Origin of the sequence: Mesorhizobium sp. M8A.F.Ca.ET.165.01.1.1 (genome assembly GCF_004792065.1) — a bacterium.
In the GTDB taxonomy this organism is placed as follows: domain Bacteria; phylum Pseudomonadota; class Alphaproteobacteria; order Rhizobiales; family Rhizobiaceae; genus Mesorhizobium.
Genome location: NZ_SRTH01000003.1, coordinates 89,316 through 112,095 on the forward strand (window position 1 = coordinate 89,316; position 22,780 = coordinate 112,095).

The following is a 22,780-nucleotide window of genomic DNA, read 5'->3' on the forward strand; positions in this document are numbered from 1 at the left end:
TTTCCGTTGGTAAGGTTGGGCCCGTTGGTAAGTTTCGGCGATGCCGGCCGTGCCCAGCCTTGTCAGGCAAGCGGCGGCGGTCTCGCCCTGATATCGAGCGCCGCGGATCACCGCGGCGACGCGGCCGATGCCGCGCGCGGCGTCATAGCCCGGCCTGTAGCCGGCAGGAAGAGCCTTTGCCGTCGCGTTCACGACAAGTCCGGCTCCGTTTTCGCCGCCGACCAAGGTCAGCGCGGCCGGGCCGGGATGCGCGCAGCCCTTGGCGCAGCCGGAAATGTGCAGGATGAGGGAGGGATCGAGGATGTCGGCGTTTTCGGTGGCGATCGTCTCGGCGATGTCGCGGGTGGCGATGCGGCCGGACGCGCAGGCCGGCGTACCGGGGCAAGCGGCGATGCGGGTGCGGGGGTCGGCGGGGGAGGTGACGAAGCCGAGGGTGGCGGCTGTGTCTTGCAGGGGCTGGTTGGCGGTCGCCGGCTGGCCGAGGAAAAGCAAGGCGCGGCCTGGGGCGAGGCGGATTTCGGTGGTGCCGAGGGCGAGGGCGCTTTTTGCGAGGGCGATGATTTTGTCCGCTGGGATGCTGCCATAGGGCAGGCCGATGCCGAGGGCGAAAGTTCCACCGGCCAAGGGGAAAAGCCCGATAGGTTTGCGCGAGGCGCCCCCCTCTGTCCTGCCGGACATCTCCCCCTCAAGGGGGGAGATTGCGCTGTCACCGATGGTTTCGCCAATCTCCGGTGTTGTTGAAAAGCCAGCGTCGAAGCCGTTGATCTCCCCCCTTGTGGGGGAGATGTCCGGCAGGACAGAGGGGGGCGCCGTAGAGTGCCAGCTTGCGAGAGACTCCAATTGCCGCCCCGACAAATCCCGCGTGTGTGCGTCCCGGCCTTTCTCGGCAACCATCCGCAGCGCCGCGACAGCAATGTCGCGTGCCGCATCCTCATCCGCCACGGTGAGCCGCTTGGCGGTCCGCCCGTCACCCGCGACGGATACAAGCCAACGGCTGGCTGTATCGGCTCGCACCGCCCTCAGCCGCACATCGGCCGTTACCGCATCCAGCGTCAGTTGTCCGCCACCGTCAACGATCACCGAAACCTTCGGTCCCAGCCGCTGCGTCAACCCGGCTTCCTCGACGGCCACGCGAATCTCTTCCGCCATCGGCCGGGGATCGGCGATCTCCTGCGGGTCAATGCCTGCCAGCGGGCCGGTCTCGACCGGCACCCCGGTGCGCACCGCGATTCCCAATGCATCCACCTCCGCCGCCAGCAACGCAGCGCTGTCCGCCGTGAGGCCGCGTATCTGCAGGCTGCCGCGCGCGGTGACTTCCATGATGCCGTTGCCGTGCCGCAAGGCGGATTCGGCGATCCCGATCAAGAGCTTCGGCGACAACCCTCCGGAGGATGGACCTCCGGCGACCGGGTTCAGGCGCACCAGCAGGCCGTCGCCTGTCTGCATCGGCGCGGACAGAGCGGGGCAGGCGCCACGGCGCGAGAAGGCGTTCATGCCGCGACCCCGGGCGCGTTGGCTTCCGCAATCAGCGCGGCGAGATCGTCGTCGATGGAATTGCGCAAAGGATGCCAGAGGCCGCGGCGGCGCGCCGACAGGAAGCGCTCGGCGATGACTTTGGCGGCGGCGGGATTTTCGCGCAGGATGAAGGCGCGAACGTCCGGATCGCCGAGATAGGCATCGTGCACGGCCTCGATCAGCGCGCCTGAAATGGCATGGGTGGTCTCGGCGAAGCCGACCAGCCGATCGACCGTTTCGGCGAATTCGGAGGCGCCACGCGGGCCGTGCCGCATCTGGCCTGAGATGAAGCGTGCGTTGACGGCGCGGGCACGCACCACGCGCGACACGGCCTCGCCGACCGATCGCGGTTTCGGTTTTTGCGGATCGGTGGTGTCGAGCACGATGACGTCGGCGTTCCTGCCGAGTGCGGCCAAGGCGGCCGAAAAGCCGCCGATGAAGGCGACGTCGGCTGAGCCTTCAAGAATATCGCGGCCGGGATCGTCGCCGGTGTGAACCATAAGATCGGCTTCGGCGATGCGTCCCTCGAAGGCGCCAGGCGCCGAGACGCCTTCGCCGCCGGCGCCGCCATAGGCATGCGAGGTGGCGTCGAGATAGGCGCGGCCGATCTCTTCGCGTGCGCTCCAGTCGCCTCTCGACAACAGATCCTCGACGCCGGCGCCGTAAGTGCCGGGCGATGTGCCGAAGATGCGCGGGCTGATCTTGCCATCGGCGCGGGTCTTGGCGGCGAGCGGGTTTTCCGAATCGTCCTCGTCGCGCGCGGAAACGGCGTTGGCGGCGGCGTCGATCAGGGCGATCTGGGTCGGGAACATGTCGCGGAACAGGCCTGATATGCGCCAGGTGACGTCGACGCGCGGACGGCCGAGCATAGCTGGCGGCAGCACCTCGATGCCGGTGATGCGGCCGGTGGCAGCGTCCCATTGCGGCCGGCATCCCATCAGTGCCAGCCCCTGCGCGATCTCCTCGCCGCCGGTGCGCAGCGAGGCCGAGCCCCAGAGGTCGATAACCAGGGAACGCGGCCAGTCGCCATGCGATTGCAGGTAGCCGCGCACCACTTCCTCCGCCGCCGCCTTGCCCAGGTCGTAGGCGGTCGGCGTCGGCATGGTGCGCGGGTCCGAGGTGAACAGGTTGCGGCCAGTGGGCAGCACGTCGGAGCGGCCCCGTGCGGGCGCGCCAGCCGGGCCGGCCTTGACGTGACAGCCATCGAGCGCGGCGAACAGCGCCGACTTCTCGGCTTCCGCGCTTTGGCGGCGCATGGCATCCGGCTCGCCCTCGGGCGCGCGGCCGTAGATATGCAGCCCGTCCTTGATAGCGAAGTCCTTGAGATCGCAGAGCCAGGCGTCGATACGGCGCAGCGCTTCGTCGGGCGCATCGGTTTTGGCGACGCCGGCTTCGGAGGCAAGGCCGGTCTTTTGCGCGGTTTCGACAATCAGCCTGGCGAGACGGTCGCGGCGGCGGCGGTCAAGGCCATCGGCCTGGGCGTATTCATCGACCAGGCGTTCGAGCTTGTGCTGGTCCTCGTCGAGACCTGCACCGGCGAGCGGCGGCGGCAGATGGCCAAGGGTGACGGCGGCGATGCGCCGTTTGGCCTGCGCCGCCTCGCCTGGATTGGAGACGATGAAGGGATAGATGACGGGCAGGGACCCGGTCACGATCTCGGGGAAGCAGTTTTGCGAAAGCGCGACGGTCTTGCCGGGCAGCCATTCCAGCGTGCCGTGGGCGCCGACGTGGATCAAGGCATGGACGCCGAGCGATTTGCGCAGCCAGAGGCCGAAGGCGATCAAGGCGTGGCGCGGAGGCAGTGTCGGGTCGTGGTAATCGGCGCGGCGATCGGCGGAACGGCCGCGATCAGGGGCGAGTGCCACGGTGATGTTGCCGAAGGTTGCGGCACGGAAGGGGAAGTTTGCTGAGGCTGGCGCTTGAGCGCCCCCCTCTGTCCTGCCGGACATCTCCCCCACGAGGGGGGAGATTGGCAACTTCGGCGCCCGTTCTTTAACCTTCGAAATTGGCGAAAGCGGAGATGCGGGCACAATCTCCCCCCGTGTGGGGGAGATGTCCGGCAGGACAGAGGGGGGCGCCTCGCGCAAACCTGTCTCCTGATCTGCTCTGCCCCACGCGGCGTCTACCGCGGCAATTGCCGATGTCGGAAGCTCAATAGAAAAGGCACCATAGTCGTCGAGCCCCAATCGATCATTGCCGTGCTCCAGCAGATCCAGCAACGCGCGCGGTGTTTGCGGAATCCCCTCAACGGCATAGCCCTGTTCGCTCAAGTCGTGCAGCATCGCCAGCACACTGGATGGCACATCCAGCCCGACCGCATATCCGGTGCGGCCAGGAGCGCTGGGATAATCGGGAATCAGGATCGCCAGTTTGCGCTCTGCGCGCGATGTCTCCCGCAGGCGGATGAAGGCCGCAACGCGCTTAGCCACCTGCGTCACACGATCCGGTTCCGGCCGGTTGGCCAGCGCACGGTGGCCAAGCGCCGGATCGACATCGCTCTCGCCCTTGAAGGAAATGGCGCCTGCAAGGATGCGGCCGTCGAGTTCGGGCAGTACGACATGCATGGCAAGGTCGGCCGGCGCCAGGCCGCGCTGGTTGTTTTCCCAGACATCGCGGCGGGTGGTGGCGATGATGACCTGGAAGACGGGCACGCCGGCGCGGTCGAACAGGGTTTCAACGCCGGGTTCGGCACCCGAAGCGAAGGCGGTCGCGGTGATGATGGCGGCGGGTTTCAGCGATGCAATGGCGTTTTCGACGAAGGCCAGGGACCCAGGATCCTTGAGGCTGGAAACGAAGACCGGGACCGCTGCCAGTCCCTGGGAGCGCAAAGCCTCGGCCAGCGCATCGATCGGGGCGACGTCGGCCGCGAGCAGCATCGAGCGGTAGAAGAGAATAGGGACGACGGGAGCGCCGACCATTGAAAGGTCCGGCTCCTCCGCGACCCCCAATCCAGACTGATAGTAACCGGCCTTCGGCACGCTGACCGGACTGGCGACGGACGTATCCTGTCCAGCCAGGCCTGCCAGCCTCCGAACCAGCGCGCTCATATTGGCCGGGCCGCCCTCTCGGAAATAGCCAAGCAGGCCGTCGAGTTCGGCGCGTGGCAGCGTCGAGGCTTCGATCAGCCTGAGATCCTCGTCATGGCTTTCACCCGGAAGCAGCGCCAGTTTGATGCCGCGCTCACGGGCAATCACCGCCAGCTGGTCGCAGCCATAGCGCCACCAGTCGTTGCCGCCGAGGATGCGCACCAGGATGACCTTGGCATGGCGGGCGACGCTGTCGATCCAGAGGTCGACGGACATGGGGTGGCGCAGATCGCGCAGTGCGGCCAGCCGCATGGAGGGCAAGCGATCGGCGTCCGCCTTCCATGCCGCCGCCAGTCCGGCGAGATCGCTGTCGGTGAACGACAAGGCCACGATATCCCCCGGCGTTTGCCTGAGGTCGACAGGCTCGGCGAGGTCGTCGAGCGAGGCGGAGGTCGTGGTGAGGATGTGCATCGCGGCCCGTGTCTGAAATCAGCCGGCGAGTATGCGTTCGATCGCCGGACGGTTCAGCCCCTTGAGGCCGATGACGACCAGGCGCGAGCGGCGGTCATCCTCGGCGGCCCAGGCGCGGTCATAGTAATGATTGACGCGCGGGCCGACGGCCTGCAGCAGGAGCCGCATCGGCTTGCCGCCGACCTCGACGAAGCCTTTCACACGCAGCACGTTTTCCTGTTCGGCGGCCGCGGCGACGCGCTTTGCCAACTCGTCCGGATTGGCGATCGAAGGAATGTCGACGATGAACGTGTCGAAGTCGTCATGCTCGTGGTCGAATGCGCCGTCATGATGGGACTTGCGGTTCTCGATGTCATCCTCGACGGCGAGACCAAGCCCGAGCAGCACCGAGGGATCGACCTTGCCATGCGACGTCGGCACGATCTTCACGGCGCGGGCGGAGTGTTCATTGACGATGGCGTTGGCGCGGGCCGAGCCGTCGGCGTCCATCAGGTCGCTCTTCGACAGGATGATCAGGTCGGCGCAGGCGATCTGGTCCTCGAACACTTCCTCGACCGGGTCGTCATGGTCGAGGCTCTCATCCCCGGCGCGCTGCGCCTGCAGGGCGTCCATGTCATTGGCGACGCGGCCTTCAGCCAACGCCGGGCCATCGACCACGGCGATGACGCCGTCGACGGTCACGCGGCTTTTCACCGTCGGCCACTGGAACGCCTGGACCAGAGGCTTGGGGAGAGCGAGACCGGAGGTTTCGATCAGGATATGGTCGACCTTCGGCGTCAGCGACAGGATCTGGTCGAGCGCCGGCACGAAATCGTCGGCGACGGTGCAGCAGATGCAGCCATTGGCCAGTTCGACGATGTTTTCCTCCGGGCAGGTGTCGATGCCGCAGCCCTTGAGGATTTCGCCGTCGATGCCGATATCGCCGAATTCGTTGACGATGATGGCAATCCGCTTGCCGCCGGCGTTTTCCAGGAGATGGCGGACCAGCGTCGTCTTGCCGGCCCCGAGGAAGCCGGTAACGACGGTGCAGGGAACGCGGGAGAGATTGCCGGCCGAATTTGGAGCGGTCATGTCAAGTCCTTCAGCATGTCGAGAGGAGGGATGCGGGCAACGAGGCCGCGCTTGAGGCTATCGGGGCGGCCGCGCCAGGGAATGAGGCCGTCGGTCGAGGTGGCGAAGAGTTTCGCGCCGGCGACGAGATCGGCGCCGCTGGTCGCGGTCAGGTCGCCGAACACATAGCTCCAGCAGCCGTCGCGCAGGATCGCGGCGCTGAGCCGGCGCTTGCAATTGCCGAGGCATTCGACCGTACGGATGCGGATTTTCTCGCTCGAGGCGGCTTGGCGCGTATCTTCAGCCAAAAGTTCGCCGGCCCGGGGATGGGCGTCGGAACCGGTCTCGTCGCGACAGGAGGCGCAGACGATGACAGTGATGCCGGCCAGGGAATCATCCTCGCCGGACGAAATGTCCGTTGTTTCAGCCGAGAAACTGCTGTCGCGATCCAAATCAGGCTCCTTGCCCGGAAAACCCGCCGGGCGATCGGATTCTTGCATTCCAGACGGCAGGTCTCCTGGCTCGCGGGTCGTCGCCTTGGGTAGCCGCCTTCCCGGGACAATCCCAGTGGCTTTCGGCCTTGGCTCTTCGCTTACAGTTGCGGGGACAGCCGCGGATTTGGGCTTTTCGGCCCGCACCGCATTCCCTCTTGGCTCCTCCCTTTGCCGAGAGGAGACCGTCTGGATCGGATTTAGGCTCTTGCGGGCAGCGGTGTCAACGCGAGCTTACGACACCGCGATGTCGGACAGCGCCGGGCCGAGGTCGCCGGCAGGCGTCACTTCGATGCGTTCAAGCCCAAGCCAGCCCTGCATCTGCTTCAATTCCTCGAAAAGTTCAGCGGCGGTTTCAGGCGGCGCGCCGGGCTCGGCATAGGCGGCATGGACGCGCAGGACACTGGCCGGCCGGTCGGCTTTGAGGTCGACGCGCGCCACGATCCTGTCGCCAAGCAGGAAGGGCAGGACATAGTAGCCGTATTGGCGCTTCTCGGCCGGGGTGTAGATTTCGATGCGATAGTGAAAATCGAACAGCCGCTCCGAGCGCGAGCGCTCGAAGACGACGGGATCGAACGGCGCCAGCAGGGCGCGGGCCTCGATCTTGCGTGGCAAACGCGCATCCCTGTGAAGGTAAGCTGGCTTGTCCCACCCCTCGACACGGACCGGCAACAACTCGCCGAGTTCGACCAGTTCCTCGAGCCGGCCTTTCATGTCGGCGGGGGAGAGCCGGAAATAGTCGCGCAGGTCGCCTGATGTGGCGATGCCGTGGGCGCGGGCGGAAATGCGCAGCAATTCGCGATGTGCATCCTCGGCCGCCGGTACCGGCAGGTCGAGGATCGCTTGCGGCAGCACCCGCTCCGGCAGGTCATAGAAGCGCTCGAAACCGCGCCGGTGCGCCGTGGTGATGCGGCCGGCCCAGAACAGCCATTCGAAGGCGTGCTTGGCGCGGCTCCAACCCCACCAGCCGCCGGAGCCTTTCTGGCCTTCCAGCGCCGAAGCGGCGATCGGGCCACGATCGACGACCTGGCGGTAGATCTCTTCTATATAGGCAGCGTGCTCACGGCCCCATTTGGCCAGCCCCAGATACATTTCATCGCCTTGCTCGGCGCGCTGCATGCGCCAGCGCATCAGCGGGTACGTCTCGACCGGCAGGAATGAGGCCTCGTGTGCCCAATATTCGAACACCGTGCGCTTGCGCGTCACGGCGGCGTTGTCGAGCAAGGCAACGGGATAGGGACCCAGACGCGAATAGAGCGGCATATAGTGGGCACGCACCACCGCACTGACGGAATCGATCTGCAGCAGGCCGGTGCGGGACAGAACGCGGGCGAAATGGCGGCGGTCGGGCATGCCGGCGGGGCGGGGATCGAGAAATCCCTGAGCGGCGAGCGCGATGCGCCGGGCGGCGGCTAGCGAGATCTTTTCCTTCATGCAGGCGTCACTCTGAGGGTGCTTTGACAAAGATGTGATGGGTGATTCCAGCCCATGCTAGCAGGGTTTTGGCGGCAACCCTGTCAGGAGAGAAAAGTGGAGTAAAAAGAGAAGGAAATCAAACAGGAGCCTATGAGACCAGTTTCTCCCGGAATGCCGTCCAGCTCGTTGTTTTGAACAAGGTTTGACTTGCTTCGCTGGAAGTGCTGCGCTAACCCTCGCCGCGTTGCAGCATAGGCTCCTTAAAACGGTTCAGCGGTTAAACTGTCACGCTTCCGCATTAAGGTCCGGTGCTGTAATCAACGTGGATTGGCGCCAACGGAAAGCCGCTGCATGAACGCACTCCTCAGTTCGTACCTGCCCATCGTCCTGTTCATCGGCGTGGCGCTGGTGGTCGGCCTGGCGCTGCTGGTCGCACCGTTCCTGGTGGCCTACCGCAACCCCGATCCCGAAAAGCTGTCCGCCTACGAGTGCGGTTTCAACTCGTTCGACGATGCCCGCATGAAGTTCGACATTCGTTTCTACCTGGTGTCGATCCTGTTCATCATCTTCGACCTCGAAGTGGCCTTCCTGTTTCCCTGGGCAGTGTCCTTCTCGAAGATCGGCATGCTCGGCTTCTGGTCGATGATGGTGTTTTTGGCGGTGCTGACCATCGGCTTTGCCTATGAATGGAAAAAAGGAGCGCTGGAATGGGATTGAACGACAGTTCAGGCACCCTCGTCGCGCCAAAGCCCAAGGGCATCATCGATCCCAACACCGGCAGGCCGGTGGGGGAGGACGATCCCTTCTTCCTCGAAATCAACAATGAGCTTGCAGACAAGGGTTTTCTGGTCACCTCGACCGAGGCGCTGATCACCTGGGCGCGCAGCGGCTCGCTGATGTTCATGACCTTCGGTTTGGCGTGCTGCGCGGTCGAGATGATCCACACCTCGATGCCGCGTTACGATTCGGAGCGCTTCGGTGTCGCGCCGCGCGCGTCTCCGCGCCAGTCCGACATCATGATCGTGGCCGGCACGCTGACCAACAAGATGGCGCCGGCGCTGCGCAAGGTCTACGACCAGATGCCGGAGCCGCGCTACGTCATCTCGATGGGCTCCTGCGCCAATGGCGGCGGCTATTACCACTATTCCTATTCGGTGGTGCGCGGCTGCGACCGGGTCGTGCCGGTCGACATCTATGTGCCCGGCTGCCCGCCGAGCGCCGAAGCCCTGCTCTACGGCATTCTTCTCCTGCAGAAGAAGATCCGCCGCACCGGCACGATCGAACGGTAAATCCATGGCCGCATCCCTTAGCGAACTGTCGACCTATCTCGGCGAGAAGCTGCCTGGCCGCTTCAGCGACGCTGTGCTCGCTTATGGCGAGCTTACCGTTCACGTCGAGCCGCAAAACCTGATCGAGGTAATGACCTTCCTGCGCGACGATGCGCGCTGCCAGTTCATTTCGATCATCGATGTCTGCGGCGCCGACTATCCGTCGCGGGCCAAGCGCTTCGACGTCGTCTATCACCTGCTTTCGCCGAAGCAGAATGTCCGCATCCGCGTCAAGGTGCAGGCCGACGAGGAGACGATGGTGCCGTCGGTCACCGGCGTCTATCCCGGCGCCGACTGGTTCGAGCGGGAGACCTACGATCTCTATGGCGTGCTGTTCTCGGGCCATCCGGACCTGCGCCGCCTGCTGACCGATTACGGGTTCGAAGGCCATCCGCTGCGCAAGGACTTCCCGCTGACCGGTTTCGTCGAAGTGCGCTACGACGACGAGGCCAAGCGCGTCATCTACGAGCCGGTCGAGCTCAAGCAGGAATTCCGCAATTTTGATTTTCTTTCCCCTTGGGAAGGCACCGACTACGTGCTGCCCGGGGACGAAAAAGCCAAGACGAATTGAGGCGCCAGAATGGCTGAAACCTCCGTCCGCAATTTCAACATCAACTTTGGACCTCAACACCCTGCGGCGCATGGTGTTTTGAGATTGGTCCTCGAACTCGACGGCGAAGTCGTCGACCGCGTCGATCCGCATATCGGCCTGCTGCATCGCGGCACGGAGAAGCTGATCGAGGCCAAGACCTATCTGCAGGCGGTGCCTTATCTCGACCGGCTCGACTATTGCGCGCCGATGAACCAGGAGCACGCCTTCGCGCTTGCCGCCGAGCGCCTGCTCGGCATCGAGGTGCCGAGGCGCGGCCAGCTGATCCGCGTGCTCTATTGCGAGATCGGCCGCATCATGTCGCACATCCTCAATGTGACGACGCAGGCGATGGACGTCGGTGCGCTGACGCCGCCGCTGTGGGGCTTCGTCGAGCGCGAAAAGCTGATGGTGTTCTATGAGCGCGCTTCCGGTTCGCGCATGCATGCGGCCTACTTCCGGCCCGGCGGCGTCCACCAGGACCTGCCACGGCAGCTGGTCGAGGACATCGGCAAATGGATCGACCCGTTCCTGAAATCGCTCGACGATCTCGACAAGCTGCTCACCGGCAACCGCATCTTCAAGCAGCGCAATGTCGATATCGGCATCGTTTCGCTGGCCGATGCCTGGGCCTGGGGCTTTTCGGGCGTCATGGTGCGCGGCTCGGGCTCGCCGTGGGATCTGCGCAAGTCGCAGCCCTATGAATGCTATTCGGAGATGGATTTCGACATCCCGATCGGCAAGAACGGCGACTGCTTCGACCGTTATCTCGTGCGCATGGAAGAAATGCGCCAGTCGGCGCGGATCATGCGCCAGTGCGTCGATCTTCTGCTCGGCAAGGAAAGCACCGGCCCGGTGTCGAACCTCGACGGCAAGGTGGTGCCGCCCAAGCGCCAGGCGATGAAGCGTTCGATGGAAGCGCTGATCCACCACTTCAAGCTCTACACCGAGGGCTATCGCGTGCCGGCCGGCGAGGTGTATGCGGCGGTCGAGGCGCCGAAGGGCGAGTTCGGCGTCTATCTCGTCTCCGACGGCACCAACAAGCCGTATCGCTGCAAGCTGCGCGCGCCGGGTTTCGCGCATCTGCAAGCCATGGACTTCCTGTGCCGCGGCCACATGCTGGCCGACGTCACCGCCGTTCTTGGCTCCCTCGACATCGTGTTTGGTGAGGTCGATCGCTAAATGTCAGTCCGCCGTCTCGCAGAAGCCAGCGTCCAGCCAGCGTCCTTCGCCTTCAACAAGGCGAATGCGGCGGCGGCCAAGCAGTGGATCAAGAAATATCCGAAGGGGCGCGAACAATCGGCGATCATCCCGCTTCTGATGATAGCGCAGGAGCAGGAAGGCTGGGTCACCAAGGCGGCGATCGAGACGATTTCGGACATGCTCGGCATGCCGCGCATTCGTGGGCTCGAGGTCGCGACCTTCTACACGCAGTACCAGTTGAATCCCGTCGGCACCCGCGCGCATATCCAGGTTTGCGGCACCACGCCGTGCATGCTGCGCGGTTCGGAAGCGCTGATGGATGTGTGCCGCTCGAAAATCCATCACGACCAGTTCCACACCAACGACAAGGGCACCTTGTCGTGGGAGGAGGTCGAGTGCCTCGGCGCCTGCGTCAACGCACCGATGGTCATGGTGTTCAAGGATACGTTCGAGGATCTGACGCCTGAACGGTTGGCCGAAATCATCGATCTCTATGATGCCGGCAAGGGCGCCTCGGTGGCGCCGGGACCGCAGAACGGCCGCACCGGCTCGGAGCCGGCCTCCGGTTTGACGACGCTCAAGAGCGAAAAGGCGATCCTCAAATCGACCCGCGACCGTGAAGCCCGGGAAGCAGCCAAGGCCGCCAAGGCAGCGCCCGGCGCGATCATCGCGGCGCCGGTGCCGGCACCGGCTGGCGCTCCTGTCGCGCCGTCCAATGCCAGCAAGCCGAAAACCGATGCGCCTGAGACCAGCCCGGCGCTAAAGACGCCATCAAAGGCCAAGGTGGCGCCGGCGGCGGAAAAGGCGGCGAGCGTTTCGGCGCCGCTGCATTCGGCCGCCAACGCGAATACGGCAGCGCCGGAAGTCGAGAAGGTTGCCAAGCAGCGCAATGGGCCGACGGCCAAGGTCGAACCGGCTTCGGCCTTCAAGGCGCCGGAAGCCAAGGTGCCAGCCGCGAAGCCGGCAAAACCGTCGCTCGAGGACAAGAATCGTCCGGCCGGTATCGACAGGCCGGCCGCGGTCGACGATCTCAAGCTGATCTCGGGAGTCGGCCCGAAGATCGAGGGCATCCTGCATACGCTCGGCATCTTCACCTTCGCGCAAGTCGCGTCGTGGAAGAAGGCCGAGCGCGAATGGGTCGACGGCTATCTCTCCTTCCAGGGCCGCATCGACCGCGACAACTGGGTTGCGCAAGCCAAGGCGCTCGCCAAGGGCGGCGTTGCCGAATACATCCGCGTTTTCGGCAAGAAGCCGGTCTGAGGGACGAAAAATGCTTCAGGACAAAGACCGCATCTTCACCAACATCTACGGCCTCTTCGACAAGTCGCTGGCCGGCGCCATGGCGCGCGGCGCCTGGGACAACACGCCCGGCATCGTCGCCAAGGGGCGTGAGTGGATCGTCAACGAGATGAAGGCGTCGGGCCTGCGCGGCCGTGGTGGCGCCGGCTTCCCGACGGGCCTCAAATGGTCGTTCATGCCCAAGCAGAGCGACGGCCGGCCGAGCTATCTCGTCATCAACGCCGACGAATCCGAGCCCGGCACCTGCAAGGACCGCGACATCCTGCGCAACGATCCGCACACGCTGGTCGAGGGCGCGTTTCTGGCCGGCTTCGCCATGGGCGCGATTGCCGCCTATATCTATGTGCGCGGCGAATTCATCCGCGAGCGCGAGGCGCTGCAGCGGGCGATCGAAGAGGCCTACGAGGCCAAGCTGATCGGCAAGAACAACACGTCGGGCTACGATTTCGAAATCTACATGCATCACGGCGCCGGCGCCTATATCTGCGGCGAGGAAACCGCGCTGCTGGAAAGCCTCGAAGGCAAGAAGGGCCAGCCCCGGCTGAAGCCGCCATTCCCGGCCAATGTCGGCCTCTATGGCTGCCCGACCACGGTCAACAATGTCGAATCGATTGCCGTGGCGCCGACCATCCTGCGCCGGGGGGCCGCGTGGTTCTCGTCCTTCGGCCGGCCCAACAATGTCGGCACCAAGCTGTTCTGCGTCTCCGGCCACGTCAACAATCCGTGCACCGTCGAAGAGGCGATGTCGATCCCGTTCCGCGAACTGATCGAGACGCATTGTGGCGGCATCCGCGGCGGCTGGGACAATCTGCTTGCGGTCATTCCGGGCGGCGCCTCGGTGCCGCTGGTGCCGGCCGAGCAGATCATCGACACGCCGATGGATTTCGACGCGCTGCGCGACCTCAAATCCGGCCTCGGCACCGCGGCCGTCATCGTCATGGACAAGTCGACCGATGTCGTGAAGGCGATCGCGCGGCTTTCCTACTTCTACAAGCACGAGAGCTGCGGCCAGTGCACGCCATGCCGCGAGGGCACAGGCTGGATGTGGCGGGTGATGGAGCGGCTGGTGCGCGGCGAGGCGCAGAAGCGCGAGATCGACATGCTGCTCGACGTCACCAAGCAGGTCGAGGGCCACACGATCTGTGCGCTGGGCGATGCCGCGGCCTGGCCGATCCAGGGCCTGATGCGGCATTTCCGTGGCGAGGTGGAGCGGCGCATCGACGAGTTTTCACGCAACGCGCACCGGGCCGAACCGGTGATGGTGGCGGCGGAATAAAAAGAAACTTTTGAATTCGGGAAGAAAACGGGGCGGGGCGGACGAAGAAACGACCAGGAGAACTCTATGGCGCCGTATTCGACACCCTACTCATTGATGCCCAATTTGGAACAGATCGACAAGATGAACCAGGACCTGACCAGGATGATGCCGAAGGAGATGGCCAGCGCCGTCAACCTTTTCGCGCATCCTGTCGCGGGTGCGGTGGCGATGTCGGCGCTTGGCATGGGGCTCGCCAATCATGCCTTCGGCGTCTGGATGGGAGCGCTTTCGGGAGCCGCCGAGGCGTCACATCGGCTCATGCAGCCGTTGATCGAGGATTTCGAGGCACGCGTCGAGCAATTCGAGGGCGCGAATTCGTCGTCCGCCAGGGCGCGGGCGACGGCGAAGACCATGATTGCCGAGGCGCAGTCCTTCGCCCAGGAGGTCACCGATATCGCAGCCAGGGAAGCCGCTGTCATCGTGCCGACCGCGAATGCCGCTCCGGCAGCGGGTGAGGCCTCCGATGTGCTGCTGCCGGAAGATTTCAGGCAGCCCAAGGCCATGGAGAAGCCGGCGAAACCGTCCGACCTCAAGGCGATATCGGGCGTCGGTCCGAAGCTGGAAAAGGTGCTGAACGGCCTGGGTATCTGGACCTACGCCCAGATCGCCGCATGGTCGCCGCAGGAGATCGCCTGGGTCGACGATTATCTCTCATTCAACGGCCGTATCGGCCGTGACGACTGGACTGCCCAGGCCGCGGCGCTGGCCGCCAAGAAGTAAACGAAATGTCGGGCGCGGCGTCGGTCGCGACCGGAAAAGAGATTGCGGGAAATCCGCAGGGGTTTGAAGCGAATGGCAAAGCTCAAGGTCGACGGGAAAGAAATCACTGTACCCGACCACTATACGCTGCTGCAGGCGGCGGAAGACGCGGGCGCGGAAGTGCCGCGCTTCTGCTTCCATGAGCGGCTGTCGATCGCCGGCAATTGCCGCATGTGCCTGATCGAGGTGAAGGGCGGGCCGCCCAAGCCGCAGGCCTCCTGCGCCATGGGCGTGCGCGACCTGCGCCCCGGTCCGAACGGCGAGCCGCCGGAAATCTTCACCAACACGCCGATGGTCAAGAAGGCCCGGGAAGGCGTGATGGAATTCCTGCTGATCAACCACCCGCTGGATTGCCCGATCTGCGACCAGGGCGGCGAGTGCGACCTGCAGGACCAGGCGATGGCCTTCGGCGTCGATTCCTCGCGCTATCACGAGAACAAGCGCGCGGTCGAAGACAAGTATATCGGCCCGCTGGTCAAGACGGTGATGAACCGCTGCATCCACTGCACGCGCTGCGTCCGCTTCACCACCGAGGTTGCCGGCATTTCCGAACTCGGCCTGATCGGCCGTGGCGAGGATGCCGAGATCACCACCTATCTCGAACAGGCGATGACCTCGGAGCTGCAGGGCAATGTCATCGATCTCTGCCCGGTCGGCGCGCTGACCTCCAAGCCCTTCGCCTTCCAGGCGCGGCCGTGGGAGCTGACCAAGACCGAATCCATCGACGTCATGGATGCCGTCGGCTCGGCGATCCGCGTCGATAGCCGTGGCCGGGAAGTGATGCGCATCCTGCCGCGCGTCAACGAGGCCGTGAACGAGGAATGGATTTCCGACAAGACCCGCTTCATCTGGGACGGCCTGCGCACGCAGCGCCTCGACCGCCCCTATGTGCGCAAGGACGGCAAGCTGGTTCCGGCGAGCTGGGCCGAAGCGTTCGCATCTATCAAGGACGCGGTGTCGAAGACGACGCCTGAGAAGATCGGCGCGATCGCAGGCGATCTCGCGGCGGTCGAGGAAATCTTTGCGTTGAAGCTCCTGATGGCTTCGCTCGGTTCGAAGAACACCGATTGCCGCCAGGACGGCGCCGCGCTCGATCCGGCGCTCGGACGCGCCAGCTATATCTTCAACCCGACCATCGAAGGCATCGAGCAGGCCGACGCGGTGCTGATCATCGGAGCCAATCCGCGCTTCGAGGCCTCTGTGCTCAATGCCCGCATCCGCAAGCGCTGGCGCCTCGGCAATCTGCCGGTCGGCGTCATCGGCGATGTCGGCGACACGCGCTATGACTACGAACAACTGGGCGCCGGGCCGGACTCGCTCAAGGATCTGGCGGACGGCAACGGCAAGTTCTTCCAGACGCTGAAGAAGGCGACGCATCCCCTGATCATCGTCGGCCAGGGCGCGCTGGCGCGCGCCGACGGTGCGGCCGTGCTCGGCCAGGCGGCCAGGCTCGCCGCTGCCGTGAATGCTGCTCGCGCCGACTGGAACGGCTTTGCCGTGCTGCACAATGCGGCGGCGCGCGTCGGCGGCCTCGACCTCGGCTTCGTGCCGGGCGAGGGTGGCAAGAACGTTGCCGGCATGCTGGGCGAGACGGATGTGTTGTTCCTGCTCGGTGCCGACGAGATCGACATGAGCAAGACCGGCGGCGCCTTTGTCGTCTATGTCGGCACGCATGGCGACGCCGGCGCGCACCGCGCCAATGTCATCCTGCCGGCGGCGGCCTATACCGAAAAGTCCGGCACCTACGTCAACACAGAGGGACGTGTGCAGCAGACCAACCGCGCCGGCTTCGCGCCGGGCGATGCGCGCGAGGATTGGGCCATATTGCGGGCGCTGTCCGACGTGCTGGGCAAGAAACTGCCGTTCGACTCGCTGCCGCAACTGCGTGCCAAGCTCTATGGCGAATACCCGCATCTGGCCCGCATCGACCAAGTCGCGGCCGGCAACGCCGAGGATATCGCCAGCGTGGCGAAGCTCGGCGGGCGGCTGAACAAGGGCACCTTCACCTCGCCGGTCAAGGATTTCTATCTGACCAACCCGATCGCGCGGGCATCGGCCGTGATGGCGGAATGCTCGGCACTGGCCAAGAGCGGCTTCAAGCAGGCGGCGGAATAAGCATGGACACCTTCTTCTCCTTCTACGTGCTGCCGGCGCTGCTGATCCTTCTGAAGTCGGTCGTGCTGATCGTCGTGCTGCTGATCTTCGTCGCCTATATCCTCTACGCCGACCGCAAGATCTGGGCGGCCGTGCAGCTTCGCCGGGGCCCGAACGTCGTCGGCCCCTGGGGCACGCTGCAGGCCTTCGCCGACCTGTTGAAGTTTGTCTTCAAGGAACCGGTCATCCCGTCCGGCGCCAACAAGGGCGTCTTCCTGCTGGCGCCGCTGGTCTCGGCCGTGCTGGCGATCTCGGCCTGGGCGGTCATTCCGGTCAGCCAAGGCTGGGCGATCGCCAACGTCAATGTCGGCATCCTGTATGTCTTCGCCATCTCCTCGCTGGAGGTCTATGGCGTAATCATGGGCGGCTGGGCGTCGAACTCGAAATATCCGTTCCTCGGCGCGCTGCGTTCGGCCGCGCAGATGGTATCCTATGAAGTCTCGATCGGCTTCGTCATCGTCACCGTGCTGCTCACCGCCGGCTCGCTCAACCTCAGCGATATCGTGCTGTCGCAGCATGACGGAATTGGCACACGGCTCGGCCTGCCCAACACGTTCCTCGACTGGAACTGGCTGGCCCTGTTCCCGATGTTCATCATCTTCTTCATCTCGGCGCTGGCCGAGACGAACCGGCCGCCCTTCGATCTGGTGGAAGCCGAATCGGAGCTGGTCGCCGGCCACATGGTCGAATATTCGTCAACGCCGTTCCTGCTGTTCTTCCTGGGCGAGTATGTCGCGATCGTCTTGATGTGCGCGCTGGCCACCATCCTGTTCCTCGGCGGCTGGCTGCCGCCCTTCGACTTCGCGCCCTTCACCTGGGTGCCCGGCGTCATCTGGTTCGTGCTGAAGGTCTGCTTCGTGTTCTTCGGCATTTCGATGGTGAAGGCCTTCGTGCCGCGCTACCGCTACGACCAGCTGATGCGGCTGGGCTGGAAAGTGTTCCTGCCGATCTCGCTGTTCATGGTCGTCGCCACCGCGGCCTTCCTCAAGATCACGGGGTTTGCGTGATGTCCGCTCTTTCCCAAGCCGCAAAATCGCTGCTGCTGCAGGATTTCGTTAGCGCCTTCTTCCTGTCGATGCGCCAGTTCTTCGCGCCGAAGGAGACGATCAACTATCCGCACGAGAAGGGGCCGATCAGCCCGCGCTTCCGGGGCGAGCACGCGCTGCGCCGCTATCCCAATGGCGAGGAGCGCTGCATCGCCTGTAAATTGTGCGAGGCGATCTGCCCGGCGCAGGCCATCACCATCGAAGCCGGCCCGCGCCGCAATGACGGCACGCGCCGCACGGTGCGTTACGACATCGACATGGTGAAGTGCATCTATTGCGGCTTCTGTCAGGAAGCCTGCCCGGTCGACGCCATCGTCGAGGGGCCGAATTTCGAGTTCGCGACTGAGACGCGCGAGGAACTCTACTACGACAAGGACAGGCTGCTGGCGAATGGCGACCGGTGGGAGCGCGAACTGGCGCGCAACATCTCGCTGGACTCGCCCTATCGCTGACATTTGACGCATGGACGGGGCGAAGGGCCTCGTCTAGAGGGTGATCCCGAAAAGTTGCAGACTTTTCGGACAAGATCATCCTCCGGAAGACAAAAGTGTCGCATGTTTCTTTCGATCGGGTATTTCAACCCGATCGGAACATGCGATAGGACAACGCGGCTTCGGTACGACGAAGCCAGAGACAACGAACAGGGCGAGTGTCCTGTTTGGACAGGAACCCGGGGGATCCCCAATGCTGAGTGGACTAGAGGCGGCCTTTTTCTACCTCTTCGCCTTTGTCGCGGTGGCGTCGGCGTTCATGGTCATTTCGTCGCGCAACCCCGTGCATTCGGTGCTGTTCCTGATCCTGACCTTCTTCAACGCCGCCGGCCTGTTCATGCTGACCGGCGCCGAGTTCCTGGCGATGATCCTGCTCGTCGTCTATGTCGGGGCGGTCATGGTGCTGTTCCTGTTCGTCGTCATGATGCTCGACGTCGACTTCGCCGAGATGAAGGAGGGAGCCCTCCAATACGCGCCGATCGGCGCGCTGGTCGGGCTGATCCTGGCGGCGGAGCTGATCATCGTGCTGGGCGGCTACACATTCGCCCCGAAGCTCGCCGCGACGGTCGCAAAGCCCATCCCGGATCTCGCCGCGCGCTCGAACACGGCAGCGCTCGGCGACATCCTCTATACCGACTACCTCTACTACTTCCAGATTTCGGGCCTCATCCTGCTGGTTGCCATGATCGGCGCCATCGTCCTGACGCTGCGCCACAAGGAAGGGGTCAAGCGGCAGTCGATCGCCGCCCAGGTCGGCCGCACCGCGGCGACCGGCATGGAAATTCGCAAGGTCAAGTCGGGCGAAGGAGTCTGAGATGGTCGTCGGCATCGCACATTATCTGACCGTATCGGCCGTTCTGTTCACGCTCGGCGTGTTCGGCATCTTCCTCAACCGCCGCAACATCATCGTCATCCTGATGTCGGTCGAATTGATCCTGCTCGCGGTCAACATCAACTTCGTCGCCTTCTCGGCGGCGCTCGGCGATCTGGTCGGCCAGGTGTTCGCGCTGTTCGTGCTGACGGTCGCGGCGGCTGAAGCCGCCATCGGACTTGCCATTCTCGTCGTCTTCTTCCGCAACCGTGGCTCGATCGCGGTCGAAGACGTGAACACCATGAAGGGTTGACGGGGCGACTATGTATCAAGCGATCGTCTTCCTTCCACTGCTCGGCTTCCTGATCGTCGGCCTGTTCGGCAACGCGCTCGGTGCCAAGGCATCCGAATACATCACCTCCGGCTTCCTGGTGATCGCGGCCGTGCTGTCATGGGTTGCCTTCTTCAGCGTCGGTTTCGGCCATGGCGAGGTGTTCATCGTGCCGGTGCTGCACTGGATCCAGTCCGGCGGCCTGGACGTCTCCTGGGCGCTGCGGATCGACACGCTGACGGTGGTGATGCTGGTGGTGGTCAACACAGTGTCGGCGCTGGTTCACATCTATTCGATCGGCTACATGCATCACGATCCCAACCGGCCGCGCTTCTTCGCCTATCTGTCGCTGTTCACTTTCGCCATGCTGATGCTGGTGACGGCAGACAACCTCGTGCAGATGTTCTTCGGCTGGGAAGGGGTGGGCCTCGCGTCCTACCTGCTGATCGGCTTCTGGTACAAGAAGCCATCGGCCAACGCCGCGGCAATAAAGGCCTTCGTCGTCAACCGTGTCGGCGATTTCGGTTTCGCGCTCGGCATTTTCGGCCTCTTCGTGCTGTTCGGCTCGGTCAATCTCGGCACCATCTTCGCCAATGCGGCGACGTTCATTCCCGCTGAAGGCGCGCCACAGGGTGCCGCTGTGCTCACCTTCCTCGGCCATGCGCTCGACAAGCAGTCGGCGATGACCGTCGTCTGCCTGCTCTTGTTCATGGGCGCCATGGGCAAGTCGGCGCAGGTGCCGCTGCACACCTGGCTGCCCGACGCCATGGAAGGCCCGACCCCGGTGTCGGCGCTCATCCATGCCGCCACCATGGTGACCGCAGGCGTGTTCATGCTGGCGCGGCTGTCGCCGCTGTTTGAGCTGTCGCATTCGGCGCTGACGGTGGTGACCTTCATCGGCGCCTTCACCGCATTCTTCGCTGCGACCGTCGGTCTCGTCCAGAACGACATCAAGCGCGTCATTGCCTATTCGACCTGCTCGCAGCTCGGCTACATGTTCGTGGCGCTCGGCGTCGGCGCCTATGGCGCTGCGATCTTCCACCTGTTCACGCATGCCTTCTTCAAGGCGCTGCTGTTCCTCGGCTCGGGCTCGGTCATCCATGCCGTCTCCGACGAGCAGGACATGCGCAAGATGGGCGGCTTGAGGAAGCTGATCCCGACCACCTACTGGATGATGGTGATCGGCACTCTGGCGCTGACCGGCGTCGGCATTCCGGTGACCGTCATCGGCACCGCCGGCTTCTTCTCCAAGGACGCCATTATCGAGACGGCCTTTGCCGGGCACAATTCGGTTGCGGGCCTGGCCTTCGTGCTGTTGGTGATCGCCGCCGGCTTCACCTCCTTCTATTCCTGGCGGCTGATCTTCATGACCTTCCACGGCGAGCCGCGGGCGAGCCACGAGGTGATGCATCACGTCCATGAATCGCCGCCGGTGATGCTGGTGCCGCTGTTCATCCTGGCGGCCGGCGCTTTGTTTGCAGGCATCATCTTCCACGGCGCCTTCATCGGCGAGGGCTATGCCGAATTCTGGAAGGCGTCGCTGTTCACCCTGGCGGACAACCATATCCTGCACGAAATCCACGAATTGCCGCTGTGGGTCGAGCTATCGCCCTTCATCGCCATGCTGATCGGCCTGGCATTGGCCTGGAAGTTCTACATCCGCTCGCCGGAAATGCCGGTCGATCTCGCCGGGCGGCACCGCGGGCTCTACGCGTTCCTGCTCAACAAGTGGTACTTCGACGAGCTCTACGACTTCCTGTTCGTGCGGCCGGCCAAGCGCCTCGGGTCTTTCCTGTGGAAGACCGGCGACGGGACCATCATCGATGGCCTGGGGCCTGACGGCGTTTCGGCCCGCGTCGTCGACGTCACCAACCGCGTCGTCAAGCTGCAGACCGGCTACCTGTACCACTATGCCTTCGCCATGCTGATCGGCGTTGCCGCACTCGTCACCTGGATGATGCTCTGATGACCGCTTGGCCAATCCTCTCGCTGGTCACCTTCCTGCCGTTGGTTGGTGTGCTGCTGATCCTGTTCATCAATGATGACAGCGAAAACGCACGCCGCAACATCCGCGCCATCGCGCTGTTGACCACGACGTTCACATTCATCATCTCGCTGTTCATCTGGACCGGCTTCGACAATTCGCAGGCTGGCTTCCAGTTCGTCGAAAAGGTCGCCTGGCTCGACTCCGGCATTTCCTACCATATGGGCGTCGACGGCATTTCCATGCTGTTCGTCATCCTGACGACCTTCCTGATGCCGCTTTGCATCCTGGCGTCGTGGGAAGCGATCGAGAAGCGCGTCAAGGCGTACATGATCGCCTTCCTGCTGCTGGAAACGCTGATGATCGGCGTGTTCTGCGCGCTGGACATTGTGCTGTTCTACGTCTTTTTCGAGGCCGGCCTGATCCCGATGTTCATCATCATCGGTGTGTGGGGCGGCAAGCGGCGCGTCTACGCCTCGTTCAAGTTCTTCCTCTATACACTGGCCGGCTCGGTGCTGATGCTGCTTGCCATCATGGCGATGTTCTACCAGTCCGGTACCACCGATATCCCGACGCTCTTGACACACAGCTTCCCGGCCAACATGCAGACCTGGCTATGGCTCGCCTTCTTCGCCTCCTTCGCGGTGAAGATGCCAATGTGGCCGGTGCACACCTGGCTTCCCGACGCACACGTCGAGGCGCCGACGGCCGGTTCGGTCATCCTGGCGGCCATTCTCTTGAAAATGGGCGGGTACGGCTTCCTGCGCTTCTCCTTGCCGATGTTCCCGCTGGCGTCCGAAATGTTCGCGCCGCTGGTGTTCACGCTGTCGGTCGTCGCCATCATCTACACCTCGCTGGTGGCGCTGATGCAGGAGGACATGAAGAAGCTGATCGCCTATTCGTCGGTCGCCCATATGGGCTTCGTCACCATGGGCATCTTCGCCATGAACCAGGAAGGCGTGCAGGGCGCGATCTTCCAGATGCTCAGCCACGGCCTGGTCTCGGGCGCGCTGTTCCTCTGCGTCGGCGTCATCTATGACCGCATGCACACGCGTGAGATCGCCGCCTATGGCGGCCTCGTCAACAACATGCCGAAATACGCCACCGTGTTCATGGTCTTCACCATGGCCAATGTCGGCTTGCCGGGCACGTCAGGCTTCGTCGGCGAGTTCCTGACCATGCTCGGCGTGTTCCGCGTCAACACCTGGGTGGCGTTCTTCGCCGCCACCGGCGTCATCTTGTCGGCCGCCTATGCGCTCTGGCTCTATCGCCGGGTGATTTTCGGCGCGCTGACCAAGGACAGCCTGAAGGGGCTGCTCGACCTGTCGACCCGCGAGAAGGCGATCATCTATCCGCTGGTCGTGCTGGTCATCTTCTTCGGCGTCTATCCCGCACCCGTCTTCGACGCGACGGCCCAGTCGGTCAAGTCGCTCGTCACCAATGTCACCGCATCCATCGGCGCCGCGCAGACCGCGGCGGCGAACTGACCCAGGGGTTT

18 protein-coding genes, 1 pseudogene and 1 riboswitch are annotated in these 22,780 nt (G+C 64.1%); of the genes and pseudogenes, 14 read left to right on the forward strand and 5 right to left on the reverse strand.

All coding sequences use genetic code 11. The features are described from left to right. The 5 genes and pseudogenes from cobG to EN808_RS09750 form a co-directional block, all read right to left on the reverse strand. Positions 1-1,494, reverse strand: a pseudogene (cobG, locus tag EN808_RS09730) (precorrin-3B synthase); the annotation flags it as partial. After that, positions 1,491-5,012, reverse strand: a complete 3,522-nt coding sequence (locus EN808_RS09735; RefSeq protein WP_135915666.1) for a cobaltochelatase subunit CobN — start codon at positions 5,010-5,012, stop codon at positions 1,491-1,493. The pseudogene cobG and the gene EN808_RS09735, both read right to left, overlap by 4 nt. A gap of 18 nt (positions 5,013-5,030) precedes the next feature. After that, positions 5,031-6,083: a cobalamin biosynthesis protein CobW gene (gene cobW, locus EN808_RS09740; protein ID WP_135915667.1), complete on the reverse strand. Its 1,053-nt coding sequence runs from the start codon at positions 6,081-6,083 to the stop codon at positions 5,031-5,033. Continuing rightward, positions 6,080-6,514, reverse strand: a complete 435-nt coding sequence (locus tag EN808_RS09745; protein WP_135915668.1) for a DUF1636 family protein — start codon at positions 6,512-6,514, stop codon at positions 6,080-6,082. The genes cobW and EN808_RS09745 overlap by 4 nt, the downstream gene beginning before the upstream one ends. Before the next feature lie 37 nt (positions 6,515-6,551). Further along, positions 6,552-6,758, reverse strand: a riboswitch (cobalamin riboswitch). Positions 6,759-6,787: 29 nt separating this feature from the next. Next, positions 6,788-7,987: a winged helix-turn-helix domain-containing protein gene (locus EN808_RS09750; RefSeq protein ID WP_135915669.1), complete on the reverse strand. Its 1,200-nt coding sequence runs from the start codon at positions 7,985-7,987 to the stop codon at positions 6,788-6,790. Positions 7,988-8,320: 333 nt separating this feature from the next. Between EN808_RS09750 and EN808_RS09755 the strand changes: the two genes are divergently transcribed. From EN808_RS09755 to EN808_RS09820, 14 genes are all read left to right on the forward strand, one after another. Next, complete coding sequence (locus EN808_RS09755; RefSeq protein ID WP_006335683.1) at positions 8,321-8,686, forward strand: NADH-quinone oxidoreductase subunit A; 366 nt, start codon at positions 8,321-8,323, stop codon at positions 8,684-8,686. Next, positions 8,677-9,258 (forward strand): NADH-quinone oxidoreductase subunit B, encoded by a 582-nt coding sequence (locus EN808_RS09760; protein WP_015317338.1) that lies wholly within the window; start codon positions 8,677-8,679, stop codon positions 9,256-9,258. Before EN808_RS09755 ends, EN808_RS09760 begins: the two co-directional genes overlap by 10 nt. Before the next feature lie 4 nt (positions 9,259-9,262). Beyond that, positions 9,263-9,868 (forward strand): NADH-quinone oxidoreductase subunit C, encoded by a 606-nt coding sequence (locus EN808_RS09765; RefSeq protein ID WP_135866573.1) that lies wholly within the window; start codon positions 9,263-9,265, stop codon positions 9,866-9,868. 9 nt (positions 9,869-9,877) lie between these two features. After that, the gene (locus EN808_RS09770) at positions 9,878-11,068 is read left to right on the forward strand and encodes an NADH-quinone oxidoreductase subunit D (protein ID WP_127871586.1); all 1,191 of its coding nucleotides are present in this window, start codon (positions 9,878-9,880) and stop codon (positions 11,066-11,068) included. Next, positions 11,069-12,349, forward strand: a complete 1,281-nt coding sequence (locus EN808_RS09775) for an NADH-quinone oxidoreductase subunit E (protein ID WP_135915670.1) — start codon at positions 11,069-11,071, stop codon at positions 12,347-12,349. It abuts the gene before it with no gap. Positions 12,350-12,359: 10 nt separating this feature from the next. Beyond that, on the forward strand, positions 12,360-13,664 hold the full coding sequence (nuoF, locus tag EN808_RS09780) for an NADH-quinone oxidoreductase subunit NuoF (protein WP_015317342.1): 1,305 nt from the start codon (positions 12,360-12,362) through the stop codon (positions 13,662-13,664). Positions 13,665-13,730: 66 nt separating this feature from the next. After that, the gene (locus EN808_RS09785; protein ID WP_135915671.1) at positions 13,731-14,426 is read left to right on the forward strand and encodes an NADH-ubiquinone dehydrogenase; all 696 of its coding nucleotides are present in this window, start codon (positions 13,731-13,733) and stop codon (positions 14,424-14,426) included. A gap of 72 nt (positions 14,427-14,498) precedes the next feature. Next, positions 14,499-16,580 (forward strand): NADH-quinone oxidoreductase subunit NuoG, encoded by a 2,082-nt coding sequence (gene nuoG / locus EN808_RS09790; protein ID WP_135915672.1) that lies wholly within the window; start codon positions 14,499-14,501, stop codon positions 16,578-16,580. Positions 16,581-16,582: 2 nt separating this feature from the next. Continuing rightward, positions 16,583-17,626 (forward strand): NADH-quinone oxidoreductase subunit NuoH, encoded by a 1,044-nt coding sequence (nuoH, locus tag EN808_RS09795; RefSeq protein WP_135866582.1) that lies wholly within the window; start codon positions 16,583-16,585, stop codon positions 17,624-17,626. Then, positions 17,626-18,117 (forward strand): NADH-quinone oxidoreductase subunit NuoI, encoded by a 492-nt coding sequence (nuoI, locus tag EN808_RS09800; RefSeq protein WP_015317346.1) that lies wholly within the window; start codon positions 17,626-17,628, stop codon positions 18,115-18,117. Before nuoH ends, nuoI begins: the two co-directional genes overlap by 1 nt. A gap of 232 nt (positions 18,118-18,349) precedes the next feature. Beyond that, entirely contained in the window at positions 18,350-18,970 is a 621-nt protein-coding gene (locus tag EN808_RS09805) for an NADH-quinone oxidoreductase subunit J (protein WP_127871580.1), read from the forward strand. A gap of 1 nt (position 18,971) precedes the next feature. Further along, a complete protein-coding gene (gene nuoK, locus EN808_RS09810) occupies positions 18,972-19,280 on the forward strand; it encodes an NADH-quinone oxidoreductase subunit NuoK (protein ID WP_127276500.1) in 309 nt (102 codons plus the stop codon). A gap of 10 nt (positions 19,281-19,290) precedes the next feature. Then, on the forward strand, positions 19,291-21,264 hold the full coding sequence (gene nuoL / locus EN808_RS09815; RefSeq protein ID WP_135915673.1) for an NADH-quinone oxidoreductase subunit L: 1,974 nt from the start codon (positions 19,291-19,293) through the stop codon (positions 21,262-21,264). Beyond that, positions 21,264-22,769 (forward strand): NADH-quinone oxidoreductase subunit M, encoded by a 1,506-nt coding sequence (locus tag EN808_RS09820; RefSeq protein ID WP_127276496.1) that lies wholly within the window; start codon positions 21,264-21,266, stop codon positions 22,767-22,769. Before nuoL ends, EN808_RS09820 begins: the two co-directional genes overlap by 1 nt. The last annotated feature ends 11 nt before the right edge of the window (positions 22,770-22,780 follow it).